The 21,870-nt window shown below is 40.3% G+C and carries 18 protein-coding genes and 1 pseudogene; 15 read left to right on the top strand and 4 right to left on the bottom strand.

Going from position 1 to position 21,870, the window contains the following annotated elements; genetic code table 11:
- Positions 1 to 2: 2 nt before the first annotated feature.
- On the bottom strand, positions 3 to 1,196 hold the full coding sequence (locus EHE21_RS03720; RefSeq protein WP_088493668.1) for an efflux RND transporter periplasmic adaptor subunit: 1,194 nt from the start codon (positions 1,194 to 1,196) through the stop codon (positions 3 to 5).
- Between the two features lie 124 nt (positions 1,197 to 1,320).
- On the opposite strand from EHE21_RS03720, the gene acrR reads away from it, so the two are divergent.
- The 3 genes from acrR to mscK all read left to right on the top strand — a co-directional run bounded on the left by acrR (position 1,321) and on the right by mscK (position 5,896).
- Positions 1,321 to 1,965 (top strand): multidrug efflux transporter transcriptional repressor AcrR, encoded by a 645-nt coding sequence (gene acrR / locus EHE21_RS03725; protein ID WP_088493667.1) that lies wholly within the window; start codon positions 1,321 to 1,323, stop codon positions 1,963 to 1,965.
- A 28-nt stretch (positions 1,966 to 1,993) separates the two neighbouring features.
- A complete protein-coding gene (locus EHE21_RS03730; protein ID WP_088493666.1) occupies positions 1,994 to 2,347 on the top strand; it encodes a DsrE/DsrF/TusD sulfur relay family protein in 354 nt (117 codons plus the stop codon).
- A gap of 126 nt (positions 2,348 to 2,473) precedes the next feature.
- Positions 2,474 to 5,896, top strand: coding sequence for a mechanosensitive channel MscK (gene mscK / locus EHE21_RS03735; protein ID WP_194951875.1), 3,423 nt, complete (start codon positions 2,474 to 2,476; stop codon positions 5,894 to 5,896).
- Here the strand turns inward: mscK and rsmS are convergent, their stop codons facing one another.
- Both rsmS and priC read right to left on the bottom strand, forming a co-directional pair.
- Complete coding sequence (gene rsmS, locus EHE21_RS03740) at positions 5,897 to 6,061, bottom strand: pleiotropic regulatory protein RsmS (RefSeq protein WP_194951876.1); 165 nt, start codon at positions 6,059 to 6,061, stop codon at positions 5,897 to 5,899.
- Between the two features lie 11 nt (positions 6,062 to 6,072).
- On the bottom strand, positions 6,073 to 6,615 hold the full coding sequence (gene priC, locus EHE21_RS03745) for a primosomal replication protein PriC (RefSeq protein ID WP_088493663.1): 543 nt from the start codon (positions 6,613 to 6,615) through the stop codon (positions 6,073 to 6,075).
- Between the two features lie 137 nt (positions 6,616 to 6,752).
- On the opposite strand from priC, the gene apt reads away from it, so the two are divergent.
- The 8 genes from apt to EHE21_RS03785 all read left to right on the top strand — a co-directional run bounded on the left by apt (position 6,753) and on the right by EHE21_RS03785 (position 16,220).
- Positions 6,753 to 7,304 carry an adenine phosphoribosyltransferase gene (gene apt / locus EHE21_RS03750; protein WP_036911661.1) on the top strand — a complete coding sequence of 184 codons (552 nt, stop codon included), beginning with the start codon at positions 6,753 to 6,755 and terminating at the stop codon, positions 7,302 to 7,304.
- Between the two features lie 252 nt (positions 7,305 to 7,556).
- A complete protein-coding gene (dnaX, locus tag EHE21_RS03755) occupies positions 7,557 to 9,530 on the top strand; it encodes a DNA polymerase III subunit gamma/tau (RefSeq protein ID WP_088493662.1) in 1,974 nt (657 codons plus the stop codon).
- Positions 9,531 to 9,584: 54 nt separating this feature from the next.
- Complete coding sequence (locus tag EHE21_RS03760) at positions 9,585 to 9,914, top strand: YbaB/EbfC family nucleoid-associated protein (RefSeq protein WP_023580840.1); 330 nt, start codon at positions 9,585 to 9,587, stop codon at positions 9,912 to 9,914.
- The gene (gene recR, locus EHE21_RS03765) at positions 9,914 to 10,519 is read left to right on the top strand and encodes a recombination mediator RecR (RefSeq protein ID WP_194951877.1); all 606 of its coding nucleotides are present in this window, start codon (positions 9,914 to 9,916) and stop codon (positions 10,517 to 10,519) included. Before EHE21_RS03760 ends, recR begins: the two co-directional genes overlap by 1 nt.
- Positions 10,520 to 10,765: 246 nt before the next feature.
- Positions 10,766 to 11,434: a vWA domain-containing protein gene (locus EHE21_RS03770; protein WP_228766731.1), complete on the top strand. Its 669-nt coding sequence runs from the start codon at positions 10,766 to 10,768 to the stop codon at positions 11,432 to 11,434.
- Complete coding sequence (locus EHE21_RS03775) at positions 11,434 to 12,189, top strand: PP2C family serine/threonine-protein phosphatase (RefSeq protein ID WP_194951879.1); 756 nt, start codon at positions 11,434 to 11,436, stop codon at positions 12,187 to 12,189. Before EHE21_RS03770 ends, EHE21_RS03775 begins: the two co-directional genes overlap by 1 nt.
- A complete protein-coding gene (locus EHE21_RS03780; RefSeq protein WP_194951880.1) occupies positions 12,183 to 13,658 on the top strand; it encodes a DNA-binding protein in 1,476 nt (491 codons plus the stop codon). The genes EHE21_RS03775 and EHE21_RS03780 overlap by 7 nt, the downstream gene beginning before the upstream one ends.
- Positions 13,659 to 13,673: 15 nt before the next feature.
- Positions 13,674 to 16,220: a TonB family protein gene (locus EHE21_RS03785; RefSeq protein WP_194951881.1), complete on the top strand. Its 2,547-nt coding sequence runs from the start codon at positions 13,674 to 13,676 to the stop codon at positions 16,218 to 16,220.
- Between the two features lie 13 nt (positions 16,221 to 16,233).
- Here EHE21_RS03785 and tnpA read toward each other — a convergent pair.
- Positions 16,234 to 16,658, bottom strand: a pseudogene (gene tnpA, locus EHE21_RS03790) (IS200/IS605 family transposase).
- Positions 16,659 to 16,714: 56 nt separating this feature from the next.
- On the opposite strand from tnpA, the gene EHE21_RS03795 reads away from it, so the two are divergent.
- From EHE21_RS03795 to yjiA, 4 genes are all read left to right on the top strand, one after another.
- Positions 16,715 to 17,884 carry an RNA-guided endonuclease InsQ/TnpB family protein gene (locus tag EHE21_RS03795; RefSeq protein WP_194951882.1) on the top strand — a complete coding sequence of 390 codons (1,170 nt, stop codon included), beginning with the start codon at positions 16,715 to 16,717 and terminating at the stop codon, positions 17,882 to 17,884.
- A 383-nt stretch (positions 17,885 to 18,267) separates the two neighbouring features.
- Complete coding sequence (locus EHE21_RS03800; protein ID WP_194951883.1) at positions 18,268 to 20,418, top strand: carbon starvation CstA family protein; 2,151 nt, start codon at positions 18,268 to 18,270, stop codon at positions 20,416 to 20,418.
- Between the two features lie 60 nt (positions 20,419 to 20,478).
- A complete protein-coding gene (locus tag EHE21_RS03805) occupies positions 20,479 to 20,685 on the top strand; it encodes a YbdD/YjiX family protein (RefSeq protein ID WP_004245057.1) in 207 nt (68 codons plus the stop codon).
- A 22-nt stretch (positions 20,686 to 20,707) separates the two neighbouring features.
- A complete protein-coding gene (gene yjiA / locus EHE21_RS03810) occupies positions 20,708 to 21,688 on the top strand; it encodes a GTPase (RefSeq protein ID WP_194952578.1) in 981 nt (326 codons plus the stop codon).
- Positions 21,689 to 21,870: the final 182 nt, after the last annotated feature.

Below are 21,870 nucleotides of genomic sequence, written 5' to 3' on the forward strand. Positions count from 1 at the left end.
CCTTATTGAGGATTCTTAGCTGGCTCAGTTTGTTCAGGTGATGGCTTCGCATCTAAATTCTCTTCTTGAGGCGTTACTGTCATTTTTGGTTTTGCTTTTTGCAATCCAGAAACGATAACGCGCTCACCAGCCTGAACACCACTATTAACGAGCCATTTATTACCAACAGCTTGTGACACTTCGATGGTACGAACTTCAACAACGTTGTCTTTATTAACAACCATTGCTGTTGCATCACCACGAGCAGTACGAACAACAGCTTGTTGTGGGATCAAAACTGCATTTTGGCGAATACCATTTTCTAATTTAGTGCGAACAAACATACCTGGTAATAATTCCCCATTTGGGTTAGGTACGATAGCACGCATAGTAATTGAGCCTGTTGTCTCATCAACAGTTACATCAGAAAATTCTAAATGACCTTTCTCTGCGTAAGCTTGCCCATTAGTCAGTGTTAAATGAACAACAGGTTTGCCTTGCTCTTGACGAATAACACCACTTTCAATTTCATTTTTGAGCTTCAGGTAATCTTCACTCGACTGAGTCACATTGACGTAGATCGGATCAATTTGCTGAACAGTCGTCAGTGCAACTTGTTGACCCGGAGCGACAAGCGCACCTTCGGTGACACTGGACTTACCTGAACGGCCTGAAATTGGTGCCGTTACTTTGGTATATCCAAGATTAATTTTTGCTGTTGTTACAGCAGCTTCGCCTGCTCTAACAGCGGCAACAGCCTGTGCATACTGAGAAGTTGCAGAGTCAAAATCTTGTTTACTGACATAGTTTGTACCCAGCAGAGGCTTATAACGCTCCACAGTGAGACGAGCTATTTCAGCATTAGCTTTAGCTTTAGCCAGTTCAGCTTGTGCACTATTTAAAGTTGCTTCAAACATAGCTGGGTCGATTTGGTACAAAGATGTACCTGCTTCTACATAGCTACCTTCGGTATAATTGCGTTTTAAAATAATGCCGCCAACTTGAGGACGAACTTCAGCAATACGGAAGGCTGATGTACGACCAGGTAAATCAGTGGTGATTGTCAGAGCTTGCGCCCCTAAAGTCACAACACCGACAGCCGGTGCAGGAGGTGGACCCCCAGCAGACTGTTTAGCTTTGTCGTCACATCCAGCAAGAACCAAGCTGCCTGATAGCACTAACAGAGCCAGAGGCAAAACCCCTCTGTTTTTTCGCATAAGAAAACCTCTATTCAAACGTTGTTTCCCGGGATAAAAATAATTAAGTTGATGATTGGTTGCGATGTATAGTACAAACATACATGAATGTATGTAAATTAACTTCAGTCAAAATCGAGGATTAATGGCACGAAAAACTAAACGGCAGGCACAAGAAACAAAACAGCAGATTATTGATGCTGCACTTAGGCTGTTTACTGTGCAAGGCGTTTCTGCCACATCACTTTCAGATATTGCATCCGCGGCAGGTGTTACCCGTGGCGCAATATATTGGCACTTTAAAAATAAAGTGGATTTATTTACTGAAGCGTGCGAACTCACCGACTTAAAAATAGAATCTTTAGAAATAGAGTATCAAACAAAATATCCAGATGATCCACTATTTGTATTAAGAGAATTGCTTATTTACATATTGACATCGATTGTCGAAGATCCCAAACATAATGCACTTTTAGAAATATATTTCCATAAATGCGAATTTGTCGGTGAAATGACACCAATTGTTGAAATTCGCAGAGAATTGTGTGCAGCCGATCACTCCAGAATAGAACAGTCTTTATCTCGTTGTATTGAAAAAAAACAACTTCCTGCCGACCTTAATTTAAGAAGATCTGCCATCATGTTAAGAGCAATGATGACAGGCCTTGCCGAAAACTGGTTATTTTCACCAGAAAGTTTTTCTATCAAAGATGAATGTCAATATTTGGTTGATAGCTTTATTGATATGATAAAGCACAGCGCAAATATGAGAATATCAACGCCATCTTAATTTCTTATTAAACTTGAGGAAGATGTTTATGAGTAAGGTATTAGTTATTGCTAATGGTGCAGCTTATGGTAATGAATCATTATTTAACGCCCTGCGTTTATCAATAACATTAAAAGAGCAGCATCCAGAAACTGAATTAAATATTTTTTTAATGTCAGATGCCGTAACAGGGGCTTTAGCTCGTCAACAACCTAAAGAAGGTTATAACTTACAGCAAATGTTGGAAATTTTAACAGCACAGAATGTTCCAGTTAAACTCTGTAAAACATGCACAGATACCCGTGGCATCAGTGAGTTACCACTTGTTGATGGCGCAGAGTTAGGCACATTAGTAGATTTAGCTCAGTGGACATTAGACGCTGATAAAATACTGACTTTCTGATCGCCATTTCGTTTTCTCAGGCGAGAAACAAATCAAGCAACTTGTGCTGTTTACACTGCCAATTTAAAGCAATTGGATTATAATAATGAACAGTTTTTCAATATTAATTGAACAAGTTGCTTAACGATGCGTAATCAAACTTTTTTCTCTCAGTTTAATAATCGAATAATGACGGTTGTTTCTGTCTCGGTTATTATTTTTATTATTTGGAGTTTCTCCATCACCTCTGTTTTAGCTGCGGTCCCCAGTAATTTACCTACTCAAGAAAGCATCCAAAACCAGCTTAATTTATTAAACAAACGTAGTGAGTTAAGTGCAGAAGATAAATTAACGATTGCTGACCTTGAACAATCGCTCTTATTACTTGATAACATTCAACAGTTAGAAAAAAAATTAGCGAGTTATGACAAAACCGTAGAGCAATTACCTGAAAAACTGCGTAATGCACAATATCAACTTAATCAATTAAAACAGAAAGTCGCTAATAAAGAAACGGAAGACTATCAAAAGTCACTGGAAGCATTGCCGTTAGCAACGTTAGAGTCACAATTAGAGAGCGTTTTACAATCATTACAAAAAGCTCAAGATGATTTAGCAAATTACAGCAATGAACTTATTGTGTTACAAACACAACCAGAAAGGGCGCAATCTGTGTTATTTAATAACTCAGAAAGACTGCAACAAATAAGAACATTATTGAATAAAAGCAGTGCAGATAAAGCGCAAATGCGACCTTCAGCAGTACAGTTATTGCAATTGGAGCAATACTATCTTCAACAACAGAATAATTATCAAAAGCGCACCTTACAATCTAATGTGCAGTTGCAAAGCCTATTACAACTTCAACGTGATTATAGTTCTGCTTACATCGATCTTTCCCAAGAACATGCTCAACTAATTCAAGACGCGATTAGTGATAAGCGTTTAGACAGTTCAGAAGAAACAGCGAAAGAAGCGCAAAGCGCAGGGCTTGAAAATCAGGTCATTAATAGTAATCCTTTTTATTTAGCGCAAACAGAAATCAATAAGCAGCTTAGTGATAAGCTGATTGTTACAACGCAAAATAATAATGAGTTAAATCGCCATAGCTTAATGGTTAAAAACCGTTTAGACAGAGCCATTCAATCTGAGCGAAATTTAAAAGAACAAATTGATGTGCTCAAAGGAAGCTTATTGCTTTCTCGTATTTTATTTGAAGAGCAGGTCGATTTACCTGATGGCATTTTTATTAATAATCTACCCGATAAAATTGCAGACTTACGCTTAGAACAATTTGAAATAAACAAACAACGTGATCAGATAATACAGCCGAGTATTTATATTGATCAGTTGATGCATGAATACCAAGTCGCCCATCCTGAAGTGACAGATCCTAATGCGCAAAAAGAGCTACGTAGTGCATTAGAATTGCTTGTTGACGCTCGACGTGAATTACTTGATAAGCTCAATAATCAATTGGGTAATCAAATCTCAGGTTCGATTAACCTGCAAATGGATCAACAGCAATTACGCAGTGTAGTGAGCTCACTCGAAAATACATTGGCTCAGCAAATTTTCTGGGTAAGCAGTAATAAGCCGATTAATCTCAATTGGTTCTCAACATTTCCTGCTCAGGCTGTTGCCGAATTTCAAGGTTTTAAACTTAATTGGTCAAATGAAAATCTGCTGATCGGGGCTAAGAAATCACTTCCTGTTCTTATTGCACTAATTTTGTTCGGTTCAATACTGATTTGGCAGCGTAAGAAACTTGATATCCAGTTTGAAAAACTCAATGGGGATATTAATAAACTCAATAAAGATTCACAGCTACATACACCACTCGCGCTGGGAATTGTCTTTCTAAAAACATTACCGCTCTCTTGTTTCGTCTTAGCGATAGGATATTGGCTAATCAATAGCTTTAATGTACAGCAAGAATTTATCTGGTCTTTCGCTTGGCAATTTGCGGTATTTTGGCTGATGTTTGAATGGTCTTATCGCTTAATGTCTGACAATGGTGTTGCAGTAAAACATTTCAAAATTCCAGTAGAACGGGTCCAGCAAAACCGTAGACGTTTATTGCGACTCTCTCTTCCTATGTTGCCTATTATTCTGCTTTCTGCTTATGGGATTAATAATCCATTATTACTGGTGGGCGATGTTATTGGGCAGTTGGTTGCGATTATTTCGTTATTTGGTATTAGTTTCTTCGCACTGCCATTTTGCCGTGAAATGTGGCAAGAGAAAGGCAACCATGTTGTTAGAACCGTTGTGATTACCTTATTAACGTTTTCACCTTTAATTCTAATGGGTCTGGTTATTTTTGGTTATTACTATACGGCGTTACGTTTGGCAAATCGTTGGATCGACAGTTTATATCTGCTTATGTTGTGGTTTATTGCTTACCACGCCAGTTTACGCGGATTAACTGTTGCGGCTAGAAGGCTTGCTTATCGCCGAGCTCTTGAACGTAGACAAGCTATGTTAAAAGAGAAAAAAGAAGGTGAAGATAACAGCCTTGAACCTATTCAAGAGCCACCTATGGATATGGATCAAATCAATCAGCAATCATTAAGACTGACAACGATGATCTTATTTATCATCTTTGCTTCTAGTTTCTATGGAATCTGGTCTGATTTTATTACGGTCTTTACCTATTTAGATGGAATAACGCTCTGGAGTTACAATTTACCAACAGAACTCGGTAATGTTGTTAAGGCAGTTACTGTTGCTGATCTATTATTGTCTGTTTCTATTATGGCAATTTCTTGGTTTATGACGAGAAACTTACCGGGTTTATTAGAAGTATTAATTTTATCCCGTATAAAACTGCAACAAGGTGCTTCTTACGCGATCACAACCATTTTGACCTACATTATTATTGCTATCGGAACCATCGTATCACTGGGAATATTAGGTGTAGCATGGGAGAAATTGCAATGGTTAGCTGCGGCTTTAACGGTTGGTTTAGGGTTTGGTTTACAAGAAATATTTGCCAACTTTGTATCTGGCTTAATTATCTTGTTCGAAAGACCCGTCAGAATTGGTGATACGGTTACTATTGGTACTTATTCCGGCACAGTTAGCCGAATTCGTATTAGGGCAACCACAGTGACTGACTTCGATCGCAAAGAAGTGATTATTCCAAATAAAGCGTTTGTAACCGAACGGCTTATTAACTGGACATTATCTGATACGGTGACACGTATTATTATTCAAGTAGGTGTTGCTTATGGCTCTGATCTCGATAAGGTCAAAGAGATCTTAATGAAAGCGGCTAAAGATAATGTCAGGGTGATGACAGAGCCAGAACCTGTGGTGCTATTTACTGAATTTGGGGCAAGTACCCTAAATCATGATTTGCGTTTTTATGTCAGAACATTAGGTGATAGAAGTATTGCAATAGATGAAGTTAACCGTGCTATTGATAAACTATGTAATGAAAATAATATCAATATCGCGTTTAACCAACTTGATGTCTATTTACATAATAAACAAGGTGATGAAGTACAAGAGATAAAACGTCCTCTTGATGGCTCAACACCTGAAGCCAATACGCCTTTTGCTTAATTAAAGAGATGAATGGGGAGATTGTGCCGCCAATTTTTTTTCATAATCTTGGCGCACAATCTCAAGGGCTTCTAGTGCTGTTTTAGGATCAATATGGTGGCTTTCAAGTAAATAGATAAGATCGACTGCCAATTGAACAGACTCAGGTGCTTCTTTTAAACTCATTGTCACTCCCTTTAAAATTTATCTTCTTGTTTCTCAATACTCTTTTCGATAGAAAACAGGGCGTTTTTGCAGCGTGCAAGGCGATTTTCAAGAGCAGCAATCTCTTTTTGTAACTCTTGTTGCTTCATAAAGCTTTGTGCTTGCGTTAATGAAAGCTCTCTATCTTGGATCATGGCTTGTAATCGACGCTCATAATCCTGATGTTGGGCAAGCTTTTGGTATAAATCGACACTTTTTTTTCGTTGAGTAAGCTGGTTCTCTTGCTTTCTTAGTGTTTGTGTCGATAATTCACGAGTTAATGCTTCAATTTGTTGTAGGATTTGTGTGGCCAGAAATTTAACCTGCTGGCTTCGTTGTGCCTCAACACAAGCGATTAACTGGGTAAAATTATCGCGGATCTGTTGCATATAGCCACCAAGGGAATCACTTCGGCGGTGGAACAGTGCTGTGTCGAAGCAAGGTGCTGCAATTTTTTTGTTTGCAATAGGTGCTACTGTTTCGGCAAGATTGTCTATCTGTTTTTTAAACAAGCTTAAAGGATCGGGTTTATTCATCTGGTTCTTGTCCCTGTTTTGATAAAAACATGAATTGACTTAAAGCAACAAAAAAGAGTTGTTAATTGGCTTTCTGTTGCATTTTAACGGCATATTGCATAGATTCTATCGTTTCGTTTTTTATTATGGCACTGATTATGACTGCTAACGCGCAACAACTGCAATTTATTAAAGACAGTATTGAAACCATTCCTGATTATCCAAAAGAAGGGATATTATTCCGTGATATCACTACGTTATTGGATAATCCTGCTGCATATCAGGCAACCATTGATTTATTGGTAGAACACTATCAAGGTCAGGGTATCACTAAAGTTGTGGGTACCGAAGCGCGTGGCTTCTTATTTGGTGCTCCGGTTGCTTTACGCCTAGGTGTTGGTTTTGTTCCTGTTCGTAAAAAAGGTAAATTGCCTCGCGAAACGCTCAGTGAAACTTATGATCTGGAATACGGCACAGATACTTTAGAGATCCACAAAGATAGCATTACGGATCAAGACAAAGTATTAATGGTTGATGATTTACTGGCAACGGGTGGCACCATTGAAGCAACTGCTCGTCTTATCCGCCGTTTAGGTGGCACTGTGACAGAAGCTGCTTTCATTATCTGCTTACCTGATTTAGGCGGTATCGAACGCTTAGAAAAACAAGGTGTTCACAGCTTTACACTGGTTGATTTTCCAGGACATTAATATCTTCACTGTTTAGAGAAGGGCGAATGAGCTCTTATCGTAAACATAAGTAAGAGTGCGGGTGTTTATATATCGTTTATAAGTTTTTCTATTTTATAAATGTATATTGCCCGCACAATTGTTACCTCTTATTTTATCTTAAATTTCTGCTACTTCTTTCATCAATATCTCATTTGTTTCTTACAAATCTCGCTCAATAGGTCGTCCCTGTGTTAGCATAGAGATAAATCTTGTTCAAATTTAGCGGAATCAATGAGCTATCAGGTACTTGCCCGTAAGTGGCGCCCACAAACTTTTAACGATGTTGTTGGTCAACGTCATGTGTTGACGGCTTTAGCTAATGGTCTTGATCATCAGCGACTTCATCACGCCTATCTTTTTTCTGGCACAAGAGGTGTCGGGAAAACCACTATTGCCCGATTATTTGCCAAAGGGCTTAATTGTGAAACTGGCATTACGAGTAAACCTTGTGGTCAATGTGCAAATTGCCTTGAAATAGAACAAGGGCGTTTTGTCGATTTAATTGAAATCGATGCCGCATCTCGTACTAAGGTAGAAGATACCCGTGAACTGCTTGATAATGTGCAATATGCGCCAGCTCGTGGACGTTTTAAGGTCTATCTAATAGACGAAGTTCACATGCTTTCTCGCCACAGTTTTAATGCGCTATTAAAAACATTAGAAGAGCCGCCAGAACACGTTAAATTCTTATTAGCGACGACTGATCCACAAAAATTACCTGTCACGATTTTATCGCGTTGCTTGCAATTTCATCTGCGTGCATTAGATATCGACCAGATTGCGACACAACTCGAAAAAGTACTTTCAGCCGAGCATATTGAAAATGACGTAAGAGCGCGTCAACTTATTGCGCGTGCTGCTGATGGCAGTATGCGAGATGCGTTAAGCCTAACAGACCAAGCTATTGCAAGTGGCGAAGGTGTTGTTAGTGCAGAAGTGGTTAGCCAAATGCTAGGCACGATTGATGATGCGCAGCCTTTGGCATTGATTGAAGCGCTGGTAAAAGCCGATGGCCAACAGGTCATGTCGCTGGTTAATGAAGTGGCTTCAAGAGGTACTGACTGGGAAAACTTCTTGGTTGAAACACTCTCATTACTGCATCAAATTGCAATGTTGCAATTATTGCCTAGTGAAGAAAATCCTCAAGAGCAATTTACTCAAGAACGCTTACGTTTATTGGCTAAATCTGTTTCTCCACAAGATTTACAACTCTATTATCAAACCTTATTAGTAGGGCGAAAAGAGCTGGCTTATGCGCCAGATAGACGTATGGGCGTTGAAATGACGCTGCTACGTGCGCTTGCTTTTCATCCTAAAACAGTGATTGATGAAATACCTTCCGCGCCATTAGCACAAACTTTACCGTCAGCATCATTACCAGCAAATAGGATGTCTGAGCATAATGCACCGCAAATGGCGCAAACGCATTCGTCTCAAAAGGCTCATCAACCTTCTTCACAAATAGAAAATAGTGCTTCATTAGGCAATAGCCCCGCAGCACAACTTTTAAGAGCAAGGCAGGCAATAAAGGGGACGGAACAACAAACCCCGCCAAAAAAGTCTGAACCGGCGACGCCTAATCGGGCTAAGCCGGCTGCTAGTGCATTAGAGCGGCTAGCAGCCGTGAGTGAAAAACGCCAGCAAGTTGCTAAGCGTCAGACTAATGCGCCTGAAAAGAAGAAAAAAGAAGAGTATCAGTGGCGTCCACAAAATCCTGAATTAATGTCAACGCAAGAGGTTGTTTCTTCACCAAAAGAGATCAAAGAAGTTCTCGAATATGAAAAAACACCTGAATTAGCGGCGAAAATTGCTAAAGAATCACAAGAAAGAGATGCTTGGGCTGCCGAAATTGACAAAATGCCGTTACCTAAATTAGTGCAACAACTGGCATTAAATGCGTATAAAGAGACAGTAAGCGAAGAAAACGTTATTTTGCATTTACGAACTAAACAGAAACATTTAAATTCAGCAAATGCGTTACGCACGCTCACTAATGCGTTAAGTGAATTGCATGGAAAAGCAATTTCACTCACAATTATAGAAGATGATGATCCAGCGGTAAAAACACCGTTGGAGTGGCGACAAGCCATTTATGATGAAAAATTGGCGTTATCGCGTCAATCGATTATTACGGATAAAACGATTCAAACATTACAGCAATATTTTGATGCTGAACTGGATGAAGAGAGTATCCGACCTGTTTAATCGCAACATGTTGTATGACTTCATACTGTGTGGCTTTTACAAAGAGAGACAATTATGTTCGGAAAAGGTGGTTTGGGTAATCTGATGAAGCAAGCCCAACAAATGCAAGAAAAAATGCAACAAATGCAAGAAGAGATCGCAAACTTAGAAGTGACAGGTGAATCTGGCGCTGGCTTAGTTAAGATCACTATCAATGGTGCTCATAATTGCCGTCGTGTTGAAATCGATCCTAGCCTGCTAGAAGATGACAAAGAGATGCTGGAAGATCTGATTGCTGCTGCCTTTAATGATGCTGCGCGTCGTATTGATGAAACGCAAAAAGAGAGAATGGCCTCTGTTTCTAACGGTATGCAATTGCCACCAGGCTTTAAGATGCCATTCTAATGCAAACCAGCCCACTTCTTGAATCATTAATGGAAGCGTTACGTTGTTTACCCGGTGTCGGGCCTAAATCAGCGCAACGAATGGCTTTCCAACTGCTTCAACGTGATAGAAGCGGTGGTATGCGACTTGCACAAGCACTCACACGTGCAATGTCTGAAATTGGTCATTGTAGTGATTGCCGAACCTTTACTGAAGAAGAGCGGTGCACCATCTGTGCCAATGTTCGCCGTCAGCAAAATGGGCAAATTTGTGTTGTCGAAAGTCCTGCGGATATTCATGCTATCGAGCAGACAGGGCAGTTTGCAGGTCGATACTTTGTTTTAATGGGGCATTTATCCCCGTTAGATGGCATTGGACCGATGGATATTGGTTTAGATAGACTTGAAGAGCGCTTAAGCCAAGAGACTATTTCAGAAGTGATCTTGGCAACTAACCCGACCGTTGAAGGTGAAGCTACAGCCAATTACATTGCTGAAATTTGTGCTCAGTATGATATTGCTGCTAGCCGAATTGCCCATGGAGTTCCTGTGGGAGGCGAGCTTGAAATGGTTGATGGTACAACGCTTTCGCACTCTATTGCTGGACGCCAAAAAATCCACTATTAACATCATAAATAGTTTATTAAAAAAGCACCTTTTTACTCAATGTAATGAGGTGCTTTTTTTTCATCTTAAGACTTGAAAAGCTTCGCAATTTTAGCCAAAAATCAGCTTGTTAAGCTTTTAGACGGGCTTTTTCTAAGAAATATCTTTATCTTCAATTTATCGCTTTTTTCTTTCTGATGAATTTTGCGTCTTTATGTTACATTAATCATTATCATGAAAAATAATAACTGAATGATGGAGCATCTTATGATCCCTGACGTAGCCTTGGTTGATAATAGTGAACAAAGAACCCCACTGATCTTAGTACTAGATAGCTCTGGTAGTATGTATGGACAGCCAATTCAACAACTAAATGAAGGTCTTAAGCTACTTGAACAAGAACTAAAAAATGACGTTATTGCAGCGAAACGTGTGCGTATTTTAGTGATTGAATATGGCGGATACGACCAATGTACAGTTCATGGTGATTGGAAAGATGCTATGGACTTTACGGCACCTGTTTTAGAGGCAAATGGTACAACGCCGATGGGGCAAGCCATTACGCTGGCGCTTGAAGAAATTGAAGCTGAAAAACAACGCTTTAAACAAGCCGGCGTTGCTTATACTCGTCCTTGGTTATTTTTAATGTCTGATGGTGTTCCGACAGATCAATGGGAACATGCGGCGCAACTTTGTCGCCAAGCCGAAGAAAGTCAAAAAACAGCGGTATTTCCTATTATGGTTGATGGTGCATCAGCTGAAGTGATGGGAAGTTTTAGTCGTAATGGTGTTAACGGTGTAAAAATGCTCAAGGGATTACAATTTAAAGAACTGTTCTTATGGCTAAGTGCCAGCATGCAGGTGGTTTCTCAATCAACACCGGGTGGCACAGCACAATTACCTTCAACTGATTCTTGGGCGAGTGTACCTGTTTGATGAATGATTGGTTAGCTTATGGGGCATCTGCGACAGGCGTTGCCCATCAAGAACGTCAAATCCCCTGTCAGGATGCTTATTTTATTCGTCGCAAAGGTGAATATCTTATTGCTGCGGTTTGTGATGGTGCTGGCTCTTCTCGTTATAGTGAACAAGGTGCTCAACTGGTTGCTCGGTTATTTACGCTACGAATTACAGAGTGGCCAAATATTGATTTGTTAACCGAAAAACAGATAACACAGGGGGCTAAGCAACTTATTGAAGATATTCGCCTCCAGCTCGCCGAATATGCAGAAATAAAACAGTGTGCGCTTAATGAATATGCATCAACACTGGTTGCATGTTGGGTTGGTGATGATAATGGCTATTTGTTCCATTTAGGTGATGGTATTGCTGTTGTGGAATACTGCGATGGTACAAGTTATGTATCACAGCCTGAAAATGGAGAATATGCGAATCAAACGTGGTTTGTAACATCAGAAAATTGGGAAGCACATTTGCGTGTTATTCCCCTAAATAAACCGGTAAAACAGGTTGTTTTGATGTCTGATGGTGTACAGCCTTTTGCTATGAATAAAGCGTGTGATGCCCTTTATGAACCGTTTATCACCCCTGTGATCCGTTATTTAAAAACGGTCTCAGAAGATAGCGGAAGTGAGGCATTAGCAGGGACTTTAGCTGATCCTCGAACACACTCAATCACAGGCGATGATAAAACCTTAGTTATTTGCATCAGGGATGAAGAGTTGTGGTAAAAGCGAGAAAGAAAGGGATAGCTCAATCAGTATCTACGCAATTACAAGATGAAAACGGCAAGGTTTATCAAATAGGTAATTTGATAAAAAGCGGTGGTGCAGGTAGCGTTAGCCATATTAATAACGCACCTTTCCAAGTATCAAAAGTTTATCATGACAAAATTGATAAAGCCTATTATCTGAAAAAGATCACGGCGATGCAGAAGTTAGAACCTGCATTAAAGCCTGTCTCTGTTAACGATACACCTATTATCCAACTCGCATGGCCTCAAGCTCGTTTATACAATAGCCAAAAGCAATTTGTTGGCTTTGTGATGCCTGAACTTGATGTCAAAAATACGATTGAGTTGGAATACATTCTTCAAGAACGCCAAGCTAAAGCTCATGGCTTACCTACGGGAATGGGGGCGAAAGTTAGCCTTGCTTATAACCTTTGTTCATTGATTGATGCTTTGCACCAACAAGGGCACCGCATTATTGATATGAAACCGCTGAATTTGCGGTTTTATAAATCAAGCTTGTATATATCTCTTCTCGATTGTGATGGATTTAGTATTCAAGGCGAGAATACACGTTATCCTGCTGGGCAATTTACCGTCGAATATTTAGCGCCTGAATTTCAAGCCAAGCAAACTATTCCAGAAGCAGAAGAAGAGTGGCAAGATCGATTTGCCTTAGCGGTAATTATTTTTCAATTACTTAATTTTGGTATTCATCCTTTTAGTGGTCGTCCTAAAAACGACACTGTACCTACGGATATCCCAAGGCGTATTGCTGGGCGCTTTTATGGTTATGGCGTAAAAGCGCATAATTTAATTACACCCAGTGTGGCGAGTGGACATAAACAATTACCTGATAAATTAAGAACTCTTTTTGATAAAGCGTTTTCCGGTGCGCCTTCATTAAGACCAAGCGCCAAAATATGGGCGACGGCGCTTTATGAATATGCACAACCTGAAAAGCAGCAAATGTTGGTTTGTCAGAAAGATAAAAACCACCAGCATTTTGCAGGTAAAGCTTGCGCAGCATGTGCAAGAGAGGCGAAGTTACAGCAAGTTGCAATTATTCAGAAACAAAACCAAACGCAACGTGAACAAAGTCGTCAAAAAAGAGTACAAAATGCGAATATCCGACAAGCACCAACTCAAACTACGCCAGCGAAACCGATTCAACCGCCAGCGATATTTATAGCGGTTAAAAATGCAATAAACCAAGTACCCAAAGTCATATTACATACGGCTATTGCCATGATAGTCCCTGTGTTTTTTGGGGTATTACTAATGAATTTTATTCCACAAGGAGCCAGCGGTAGTTTAGGTTCTAGCTGGATCACAGATTTAATCAAAGCGGATTATATTGAGCAAATATTAATAACGATGTTAAGTGTGATGTTTTTAATGGTTTCAGCCATTATTGTGTTAGTTCTTTTTGTTTTTCCTTCAATGCATATTTTGAAAAGAAAGCCATAACTTAGGGAAAATAACATGACAAAAAGAATAAAGCTGATCCTGATTATTATTGGCGTTATAACGTTACTGTTCCCTTTCTGGTTGCCAGCCTTCTTAGTTTCAACCTTTAGCTTGATTGATAGTTTTAATAGCAAAATTCTCCCCTCATCTGTTCGCTTTGATGAGCGTAATTTTTTACTGGGATTATGGCTAGGCTCTCTTATTATGACGATTGTTATGTTATTGCAATCGTGGCGAGCTAAAAATATTTACTATTTATGTGGTGGTGGATTAGTACTTTTAATGACGTTGGGCGTGTCATTTTCAGTGATCCCAACGAGTGAATTAGAAGATCGTCGTCGTTTTGTTTTACAAAATATCGAACAGTCTGAATGGCAAAATTATCATTATTTTGTTGTTAATAGTGAAAATGAGATCCGTAATATTATTCGGTCTAATCAACCGAAGGCGCTGGCATCTATTAGCGCTATTGAAAAAGCGCGGATTGCTTTACCAGGATTGGATTATTTTAGTGATGATGTGACTGCAGCGACAAAAGCGAAAGAAGCTTATTTAGTTCATACCAAGGGAACACCAGAACGTGCGGAAGCTGTAAAAACACTCAATTTTTATGGCGACTGGCTATTAAATCAACCTGAGATTATGGTTGCTCAGGCATTAGCTTCCCTTTCAAATAGTAATGATGCTCAATTAACGCAATCAGGTATTAATGTTATTGCTGTTGCACCATTATCACCTGAGGCATGGCAAGTTTTAGCACTTACTTATATTGCTCATCGTTCTTTGGATGCACAAATTGAAAAAGCGATGTTAGCTTTAATGGTGGCAGATACACTCAAGCAAGCTAAGCAAGGTCATAATGATATTTCGGCACAACAATTGTTGAAAAAAGCAATTTCAGAGCTTAGTGAAAATCAGCGCCAGATTTATCAGATATTACAAGCGCGTGTTATTGAAGATCGTTTTTATCGACAAAACAGTACACCACCAGAAGAAGTTACTAAGCTTGCTAATCAGCGATTACCAGTGAGTAATGCAATTAATAATGATTTAACCACTTATATTGAAATGCAATCAATGATGGGAAAAGAGTATCCCGGAGAAGTGATAGTTGAATCACCTAATGAAGTGAAAAACTTAACTGAGATACGTTATCCAACAATCAGAAAATATATCCCTCGAGCAGATGTTATTTTATCCGTTGATGTTGATCCTCAAGGGCGTATTTCAGGGCTTTGGGTGCAAAACAGTAGTGGTGTTAATGTTTTTGATGATCAAGCGGTTAAAGCCGCTCGTTATTGGCGTTTTATGCCAAACAAAGATGGATATCGCCAACGTGTGACAGTCCGTTTTGAAAGTACCCGTCTTGGTTGGAAAGAGTATGCGGTTAAGCAACAATCAACATTGATAACATTGGTTAAAGCTTATGCGAGACAAGATGCAAAAGGGATAACACTGACTGAAAATGCTTATACAAAACTGAAAAAGCAAGCACCTGAATTAGAAGATGGAAGAGAAGTAACTCGCTCTAACTATGATCCTTATGCTTCTTATTACCCTAGATTATCTAAACAACAGCAAGAAAAGCGTGCAGCGTTACAAGCTATCTTAAAAGAGTTGCAAACATTGCCTGATGGTAAAAATAACCATGAAAGTTGGGATAATAGCATTCGCTTTTTAAATGAAAAACTCGCTCTTCATCAGGATAATGCTGATATCGTGAGAACAGTGGCACGTTTTGAATTGCAATATTACAACATCGGGACAAATAATTTATCCCGCTCTCCTAAAATTTATCCTCAAGATAAAGAGTATTGGCAAACTTTATTACTTAATGCGCGTACTCACTTTGAACAGGCTATTGCATTAGAACCCGTTCGTGAAGATGTTTGGTTAGGGTGGGGAATAACATGGTTAGACGAAGATCCTGAAATTGCGGCAGGTGCATTTGCTAAGGCAACACAGCAAAAATCCCAAGAGAGTGTTAGCTCTTTAATGCAAATGCTAGAAATGAGAATGGTGATAGCTACACTTGAAGGTGCTCGATTAGAGCGCTATCAGACCTTACGAGCGAGAATGGATATGCGCTATTTACCGGAAGGTGTTGAAGTTAAGCCTTCAGATGATTATCTCAGTGATGACTTAACACAAATTCAATTGGCTCAACGTGCAATACCCGCATCAGATCCGAATAGTAAAGCTGTTCGCTTACCGTTAAATACCGATAAAATTGAGCAATCAAATCGGACATTTAGTATTGATTTCTCATCAGCGAGTATCAAAGGTAGTGATCAGGCATTACCAAAAGTAAATGCACCTGACTCGGCACCTAAAACAGGGGATATGATCTTACAACTTGATGTTGATCCTCAAGGTATTCCTACTGTGGTGTTATTGAAATCAGGCAGTGGTGATATGAGCATAGACAATGCTGTTATTGATGCTGCATATCAATGGCGTTTTAATGGTTCACCCGCTCGAAAAGGTAATGTACTTTTGATATCCGTTCAATTTAGCAAAATCTGCCGTGAACTCTCGCCCAATATGGGCGGGGATGACTGAAGGGCTTTAAAGATCAGTCAGGTGTTGACTGACTCTCAACATAGGCTCTGAGTGTTTCAATCGTCGCACCTCCGGCACTACAGACGAAGTACGATCTTGACCAAAGAAGCCCAGTTTTGCCTTGCATCGTAAATGTGTATTCTGCTGGCGCAGTAGGCGTGAGGATACCGATTTCAGGTTGTTTACCATCACACTGACCGCCAGTTTTGGGGGGTAAGCAACCAGCAGATGCACATGGTCAGGCTCTCCGCCCATCTCAATAATTTCGCATTCAAGTTTTCCCGCAGCAGAACTAAAAGCATCACGCAGTTGCTCTATCATTCGCCCGTCAAAAAGTTTTCGGCGGTATTTTGTCGTAAAGATCAGATGCACAACCAGTTTGCTGACACTGTGGCGCTTGTGGAGGAATTCAGCCAGAAAATCATCATGATTACTCAATTGATATACTCACCTAACATGTTAAAATAACAGCATTATATCGATGAGCGCTGATTATGTTAAGAGCAACAAAAGTACGCATTTACCCGACACCAAAACAGGCTGAATATCTCAATGCTCAGTTTGGTGCGGTTCGTTTCGCGTACAACAAAGCGCTGCATATCAAGAAACACGCTTACCAGCGACATGGCGTAAATTTAAACCCGCGTAAAGACCTCAAGCCACTGCTTGCTGTGGCGAAGAAATCCCGCAAATATGAATGGCTTAAAGAATATGATTCTATTGCGTTGCAGCAGGCGGTGATTAATCTCGATGTGGCTTTTTCCAATTTCTTTAATCCGAAATTAAAAGCGCGTTTCCCTGCATTCAAACGTAAACACGGTAAACAATCGAGCTATCACTGTGTTGGGGTGAAAGTACTGGATGATGCAGTCAAAATTCCGAAAATCCCGGCGATTGAAGCACGATTGCATCGTGAAATTACGGGCACGTTAAAAAGTATTACTATCAGCCGTTCCGCAACGGGGAAATATTACGCCTCGCTACTCTGTGACGACGGAATGGAAGCGCCAGCGAAGCCTGCACTGATATCAAACGTGACGGGGCTCGATATGGGGCTGACGCATTTTGTCATCAAATCGGATGGCAATAAAATTGCCAATCCGTGCCATCTTATCAACGCCAGCCACAATCTGCGCCGGAAGCAGAAAACCCTCTCCCGCAAGAAAAAAGGGAGCGTTAACAGACGCAAAGCTAGAATACAACTAGCAACCGTTCACGAACGTGTAGCCAATGCCCGTGCCGATTTCCAGCACAAGTTATCTCGCGCAATTGTTGACGAAAACCAAGCGATAATTGTCGAGATGCTGAAAGTGGCAAATATGATGAAAAACCACCATCTGGCTCGTGCGATAGGTGATGCGGGATGGTCTGGATTTATCACCAAACTGGAATACAAAGCAGCAGAAAAAGGTGTTCATGTGGTGAAACTGGATCAATGGTTTGCCAGTTCGAAAACCTGCCATTGCTGCGGTCACAGGATGCCGGAAATGCCATTACATAAGCGTATCTGGCAATGTCCTGAATGCGGAGTTGAGCATGACCGTGATATCAATGCGGCGATCAACATCGAACGCAAGGGCATACTGGAATTACAAGCGGCGGGACTCGTCGTTTCTGTCCATGGAGGCCAGCGTAAATCCGTCACACAGACGGTTGCGGCCTGAGAAGTGGGAAGCTTCGCCCGACAGGGCGGGGAGCAGTCACCCAATAATTATCATTCAATTAAATAATGTTATAAAAAACCTCCTTTTTTGTTAGAGAAAAGGAGGTTTTATTCTATTTGGAGATTTTCTAACTTATTGAAAGTCATAAATTTGTTATCTCGATCACAAAAAAATCACTATTTAAAAATAGCAAAACCACTTAACTGAGAAAACAGACCGCTTAATTCGTTATACAACCGCTAAGAGATTTAGTCACACCATTCCCGTGTCAGAATTCTTATTATGTAGCTGCGGGCAGTTATTTCTCAGATTCGCTCAAATCATTCTCTGCTGTCCCGCATTACTCTTTGGCTGTTCGGTCTTGCCTGAAAAAAAGGTGTCTCATGAACAAAAATGCATTTTTAAAGCACGTACCTTGGGTGATCCTCGGGATTATCGGTGCTTTTTGTCTTTCAGTGGTTGCACTTCGCCGTGGTGAACACGTCAGTGCGCTATGGATAGTTGTTGCTTCTGTTGCCGTTTATTTAGTTGCTTATCGTTATTACAGTCTTTACATCGCTCAAAAAGTGATGAAACTTGATCCAACTAGAGCAACACCTTCTGTTCTTAATAATGACGGTTTGAACTATGTTCCGACTAACCGTTATGTTTTATTTGGTCACCACTTTGCGGCTATCGCGGGTGCAGGTCCTTTAGTGGGTCCAGTACTTGCTGCGCAGATGGGATATTTACCGGGTACACTTTGGCTATTAGCTGGGGTTGTGCTTGCTGGTGCCGTACAAGACTTTATGGTGTTGTTTATTTCAACACGCCGTAATGGTAACTCACTTGGTGAGATGATAAAGAAAGAGATGGGTCCTATTCCGGGTACTATCGCTTTATTCGGCTGTTTCCTTATCATGATCATCATTCTTGCAGTACTTGCACTTATCGTTGTTAAAGCATTAGCAGAAAGCCCATGGGGTGTGTTCACTGTTTGTTCAACAGTACCAATTGCCCTGTTTATGGGTATCTACATGCGCTATATCCGTCCAGGTCGTGTCGGTGAAGTCTCTGTTATCGGTATTGTATTACTGATTGCTGCGATTTGGTTTGGTGGCGTTATTGCTCACGACCCATACTGGGGACCTGCGTTAACCTTTAAAGATACAACCATCACTTTTGGTCTTATCGGTTATGCTTTCGTGTCTGCATTACTGCCAGTTTGGTTGATCCTTGCGCCTCGTGACTACTTAGCGACGTTCCTGAAAATTGGGGTTATCGTTGGTTTAGCAATTGGTATTGTTATCCTAAACCCTGAACTGAAAATGCCAGCGGTTACTCAATATGTCGATGGTACAGGTCCATTATGGAAAGGGGCTTTATTCCCATTCTTATTTATCACTATCGCTTGTGGTGCCGTTTCTGGTTTCCACGCACTGATTGCTTCAGGTACAACACCTAAGCTTATCGCAAATGAAATGGATGCGCGTTTTATCGGTTATGGTGCAATGTTGATGGAATCATTCGTTGCGATCATGGCGTTAGTAGCTGCATCTATCATTGAGCCAGGTCTGTATTTTGCAATGAATACACCGCCAGCAGGTTTAGGTATTACTATGCCAAACCTTCATGAATTAGGTGGTGAAAATACAGCAGTTATTATGGAGCAGTTGAGAGAAGTTACTGTACATACTGCTGCAACGGTTAGTTCATGGGGCTTTGTTATCTCGCCAGAAGAAATTCTACAAACGGCGAAAGATATTGGTGAGCCTTCTGTGTTAAACCGTGCTGGCGGTGCGCCTACCTTAGCAGTTGGTATTGCAATGGTATTCCATAAAATCATTCCTGCTGCGGATATGGGTTTCTGGTATCACTTTGGTATCTTGTTCGAAGCGCTCTTTATTTTAACAGCGTTGGATGCAGGTACACGTTCTGGCCGCTTTATGTTCCAAGACTTGTTAGGTAACTTTATCCCTTACCTGAAGAAAACAAACTCATTCATTCCGGGTGTGATTGGTACAGCGGGTTGCGTAGGTTTATGGGGATATCTGTTATATCAAGGTGTTGTTGATCCATTAGGCGGTGTTAAGAGCTTGTGGCCTCTGTTTGGTATTTCAAACCAAATGTTAGCGGCGGTTGCTCTGGTATTAGGTACTGTTATCTTAATTAAGATGAAACGTACTAAATATATCTGGGTGACAGTGGTTCCTGCAGTATGGTTATTAATTTGTACAACATGGGCATTAGGTCTGAAACTTCTCAGTGATGACCCACAAATGGAAGGCTTCTTCTATTTAGCAAATGAGTACAAAGCGAAGATCTTAGCAGGTGGTGCCGACTTAACTGCGGCTGAAATTACCAATATGAATCATATTGTAATTAACAACTACACCAATGCGGGCTTAAGTATTCTGTTCTTAGTGGTTGTTTACAGCATCATTTTCTACGGTTTCCGTACTGCAATGAAAGCACGTAAAAACCCAGAAGTAACAGCAGAAGAAACACCATATGTTCCTATGCCAAAAGATGTAAAAGTGTCCTCAGGTCACTAATTTTAGGTAGTTAGGTTAACCCCCGTGCTGGCTTGCCAGTGCGGGGCTTAGGAGAAACTTATGTTTGGTAATTTAGGACAAGCTGGAAAATATCTAGGACAAGCAGCACGTATGCTAATAGGTATTCCTGATTATGATAATTATGTGCAACACATGAAAGATAACCATCCAGATAAGCCTGTTATGACCTATAACGAGTTTTTCCGTGAGCGTCAGGAAGCCCGTTATGGCGGTGGTGATGGTAAAGGCGGTTTTCGCTGTTGCTAATGATCCGTAAAGGAGATAAATGATGGAACCTATTGCAGTGACAATACTGACCGGTTTTTTAGGATCAGGAAAGACAACACTTTTACGTCATATGCTCAATGAAGAGCATGGCTATAAAATTGCTGTTATTGAAAATGAATTTGGTGAAGTACCGATTGATGATGAAATCATTGGTGATAGAGCCACTCAAATTAAAACGCTGACCAATGGTTGTATTTGTTGTAGCAAATCGAATGAATTAGAAGACACGCTATTAGACTTATGTGACAGCCTTGATCGCGGTGAAATCGAGTTTGATAGATTAGTTATTGAATGTACAGGCATGGCTGATCCCGGCCCTATTAGCCAAACATTCTTTTCTCATGAAATTATCTGCCAGCGCTACTTATTAGATGGCATTATCACGCTTGTTGATAATGTTCACGCTCAGCAACAACTGGATCAATTTACGATAGCACAATCACAAATTGGTTATGCTGATCGCATCTTATTAACGAAAACAGATGTTGCACCTGCCTCTCCTGAACTAATGGCACGACTAAGACGTATTAATGCCAGAGCACCTGTGCATACCGTTATTCATGGACAAATTGATTTAGGATTACTGTTTAACGTAAAAGGTTTTATGTTAAACGATAATCTCGATGTAAAACAGCCTCTGTTCCGTTATCAGGCTGATAAGCAAGATGACATCAATTCGATTGTGCTGAAATTTGATTATCCCGTTGAGTTAAAAGAAGTTTCTGACGTAATGGAAAAATTACTATTAAGCTTCGCTGATAATCTTTTGCGTTATAAAGGGATATTAAATATTAAAGACCAACCTAATCGCTTGTTATTCCAAGGTGTACAACGTCTTTATAGTGCTGATTGGGATAGACCGTGGCATGAAGATGAAACTCGTCAAAGCACATTGGTTTTTATCGGTATTCAATTACCAGAACAAGAGATAAGAGCTAGTTTTGATGCATTGATGCCTAGTACAGAAGAAAAGGCTCATTAACCTAATACCCTGTAGTGAGTGTTAGAAAGTAGTAAGAAGTAGAGCTGTAACCGTAGTCATTGAACCAACCATAGTAGTTGTAAATAGCAGTAACGAATATTGATAAGCTCCTGACTTGAGGAGGATCCTGTTCCTAGGATCTTATATTTCACCCCATAATAACCAACATTATGGGGTGCTTT

It is taken from the genome of Proteus sp. GOKU, assembly GCF_015475555.1.
Classification (GTDB): domain Bacteria; phylum Pseudomonadota; class Gammaproteobacteria; order Enterobacterales; family Enterobacteriaceae; genus Proteus; species Proteus mirabilis_B.

What these genes read in the sequence shown, in the direction of transcription:
- EHE21_RS03720 (WP_088493668.1), bottom strand. Translation starts at nt 1,196, where the DNA reads ATGCGAAAAAACAGAGGGGTTTTGCCTCTGGCTCTGTTAGTGCTATCA.
- acrR (WP_088493667.1), top strand. Translation starts at nt 1,321, where the DNA reads ATGGCACGAAAAACTAAACGGCAGGCACAAGAAACAAAACAGCAGATT.
- EHE21_RS03730 (WP_088493666.1), top strand. Translation starts at nt 1,994, where the DNA reads ATGAGTAAGGTATTAGTTATTGCTAATGGTGCAGCTTATGGTAATGAA.
- mscK (WP_194951875.1), top strand. Translation starts at nt 2,474, where the DNA reads ATGCGTAATCAAACTTTTTTCTCTCAGTTTAATAATCGAATAATGACG.
- rsmS (WP_194951876.1), bottom strand. Translation starts at nt 6,061, where the DNA reads ATGAGTTTAAAAGAAGCACCTGAGTCTGTTCAATTGGCAGTCGATCTT.
- priC (WP_088493663.1), bottom strand. Translation starts at nt 6,615, where the DNA reads ATGAATAAACCCGATCCTTTAAGCTTGTTTAAAAAACAGATAGACAAT.
- apt (WP_036911661.1), top strand. Translation starts at nt 6,753, where the DNA reads ATGACTGCTAACGCGCAACAACTGCAATTTATTAAAGACAGTATTGAA.
- dnaX (WP_088493662.1), top strand. Translation starts at nt 7,557, where the DNA reads ATGAGCTATCAGGTACTTGCCCGTAAGTGGCGCCCACAAACTTTTAAC.
- EHE21_RS03760 (WP_023580840.1), top strand. Translation starts at nt 9,585, where the DNA reads ATGTTCGGAAAAGGTGGTTTGGGTAATCTGATGAAGCAAGCCCAACAA.
- recR (WP_194951877.1), top strand. Translation starts at nt 9,914, where the DNA reads ATGCAAACCAGCCCACTTCTTGAATCATTAATGGAAGCGTTACGTTGT.
- EHE21_RS03770 (WP_228766731.1), top strand. Translation starts at nt 10,766, where the DNA reads ATGATCCCTGACGTAGCCTTGGTTGATAATAGTGAACAAAGAACCCCA.
- EHE21_RS03775 (WP_194951879.1), top strand. Translation starts at nt 11,434, where the DNA reads ATGAATGATTGGTTAGCTTATGGGGCATCTGCGACAGGCGTTGCCCAT.
- EHE21_RS03785 (WP_194951881.1), top strand. Translation starts at nt 13,674, where the DNA reads ATGACAAAAAGAATAAAGCTGATCCTGATTATTATTGGCGTTATAACG.
- EHE21_RS03795 (WP_194951882.1), top strand. Translation starts at nt 16,715, where the DNA reads ATGTTAAGAGCAACAAAAGTACGCATTTACCCGACACCAAAACAGGCT.
- EHE21_RS03800 (WP_194951883.1), top strand. Translation starts at nt 18,268, where the DNA reads ATGAACAAAAATGCATTTTTAAAGCACGTACCTTGGGTGATCCTCGGG.
- EHE21_RS03805 (WP_004245057.1), top strand. Translation starts at nt 20,479, where the DNA reads ATGTTTGGTAATTTAGGACAAGCTGGAAAATATCTAGGACAAGCAGCA.
- yjiA (WP_194952578.1), top strand. Translation starts at nt 20,708, where the DNA reads ATGGAACCTATTGCAGTGACAATACTGACCGGTTTTTTAGGATCAGGA.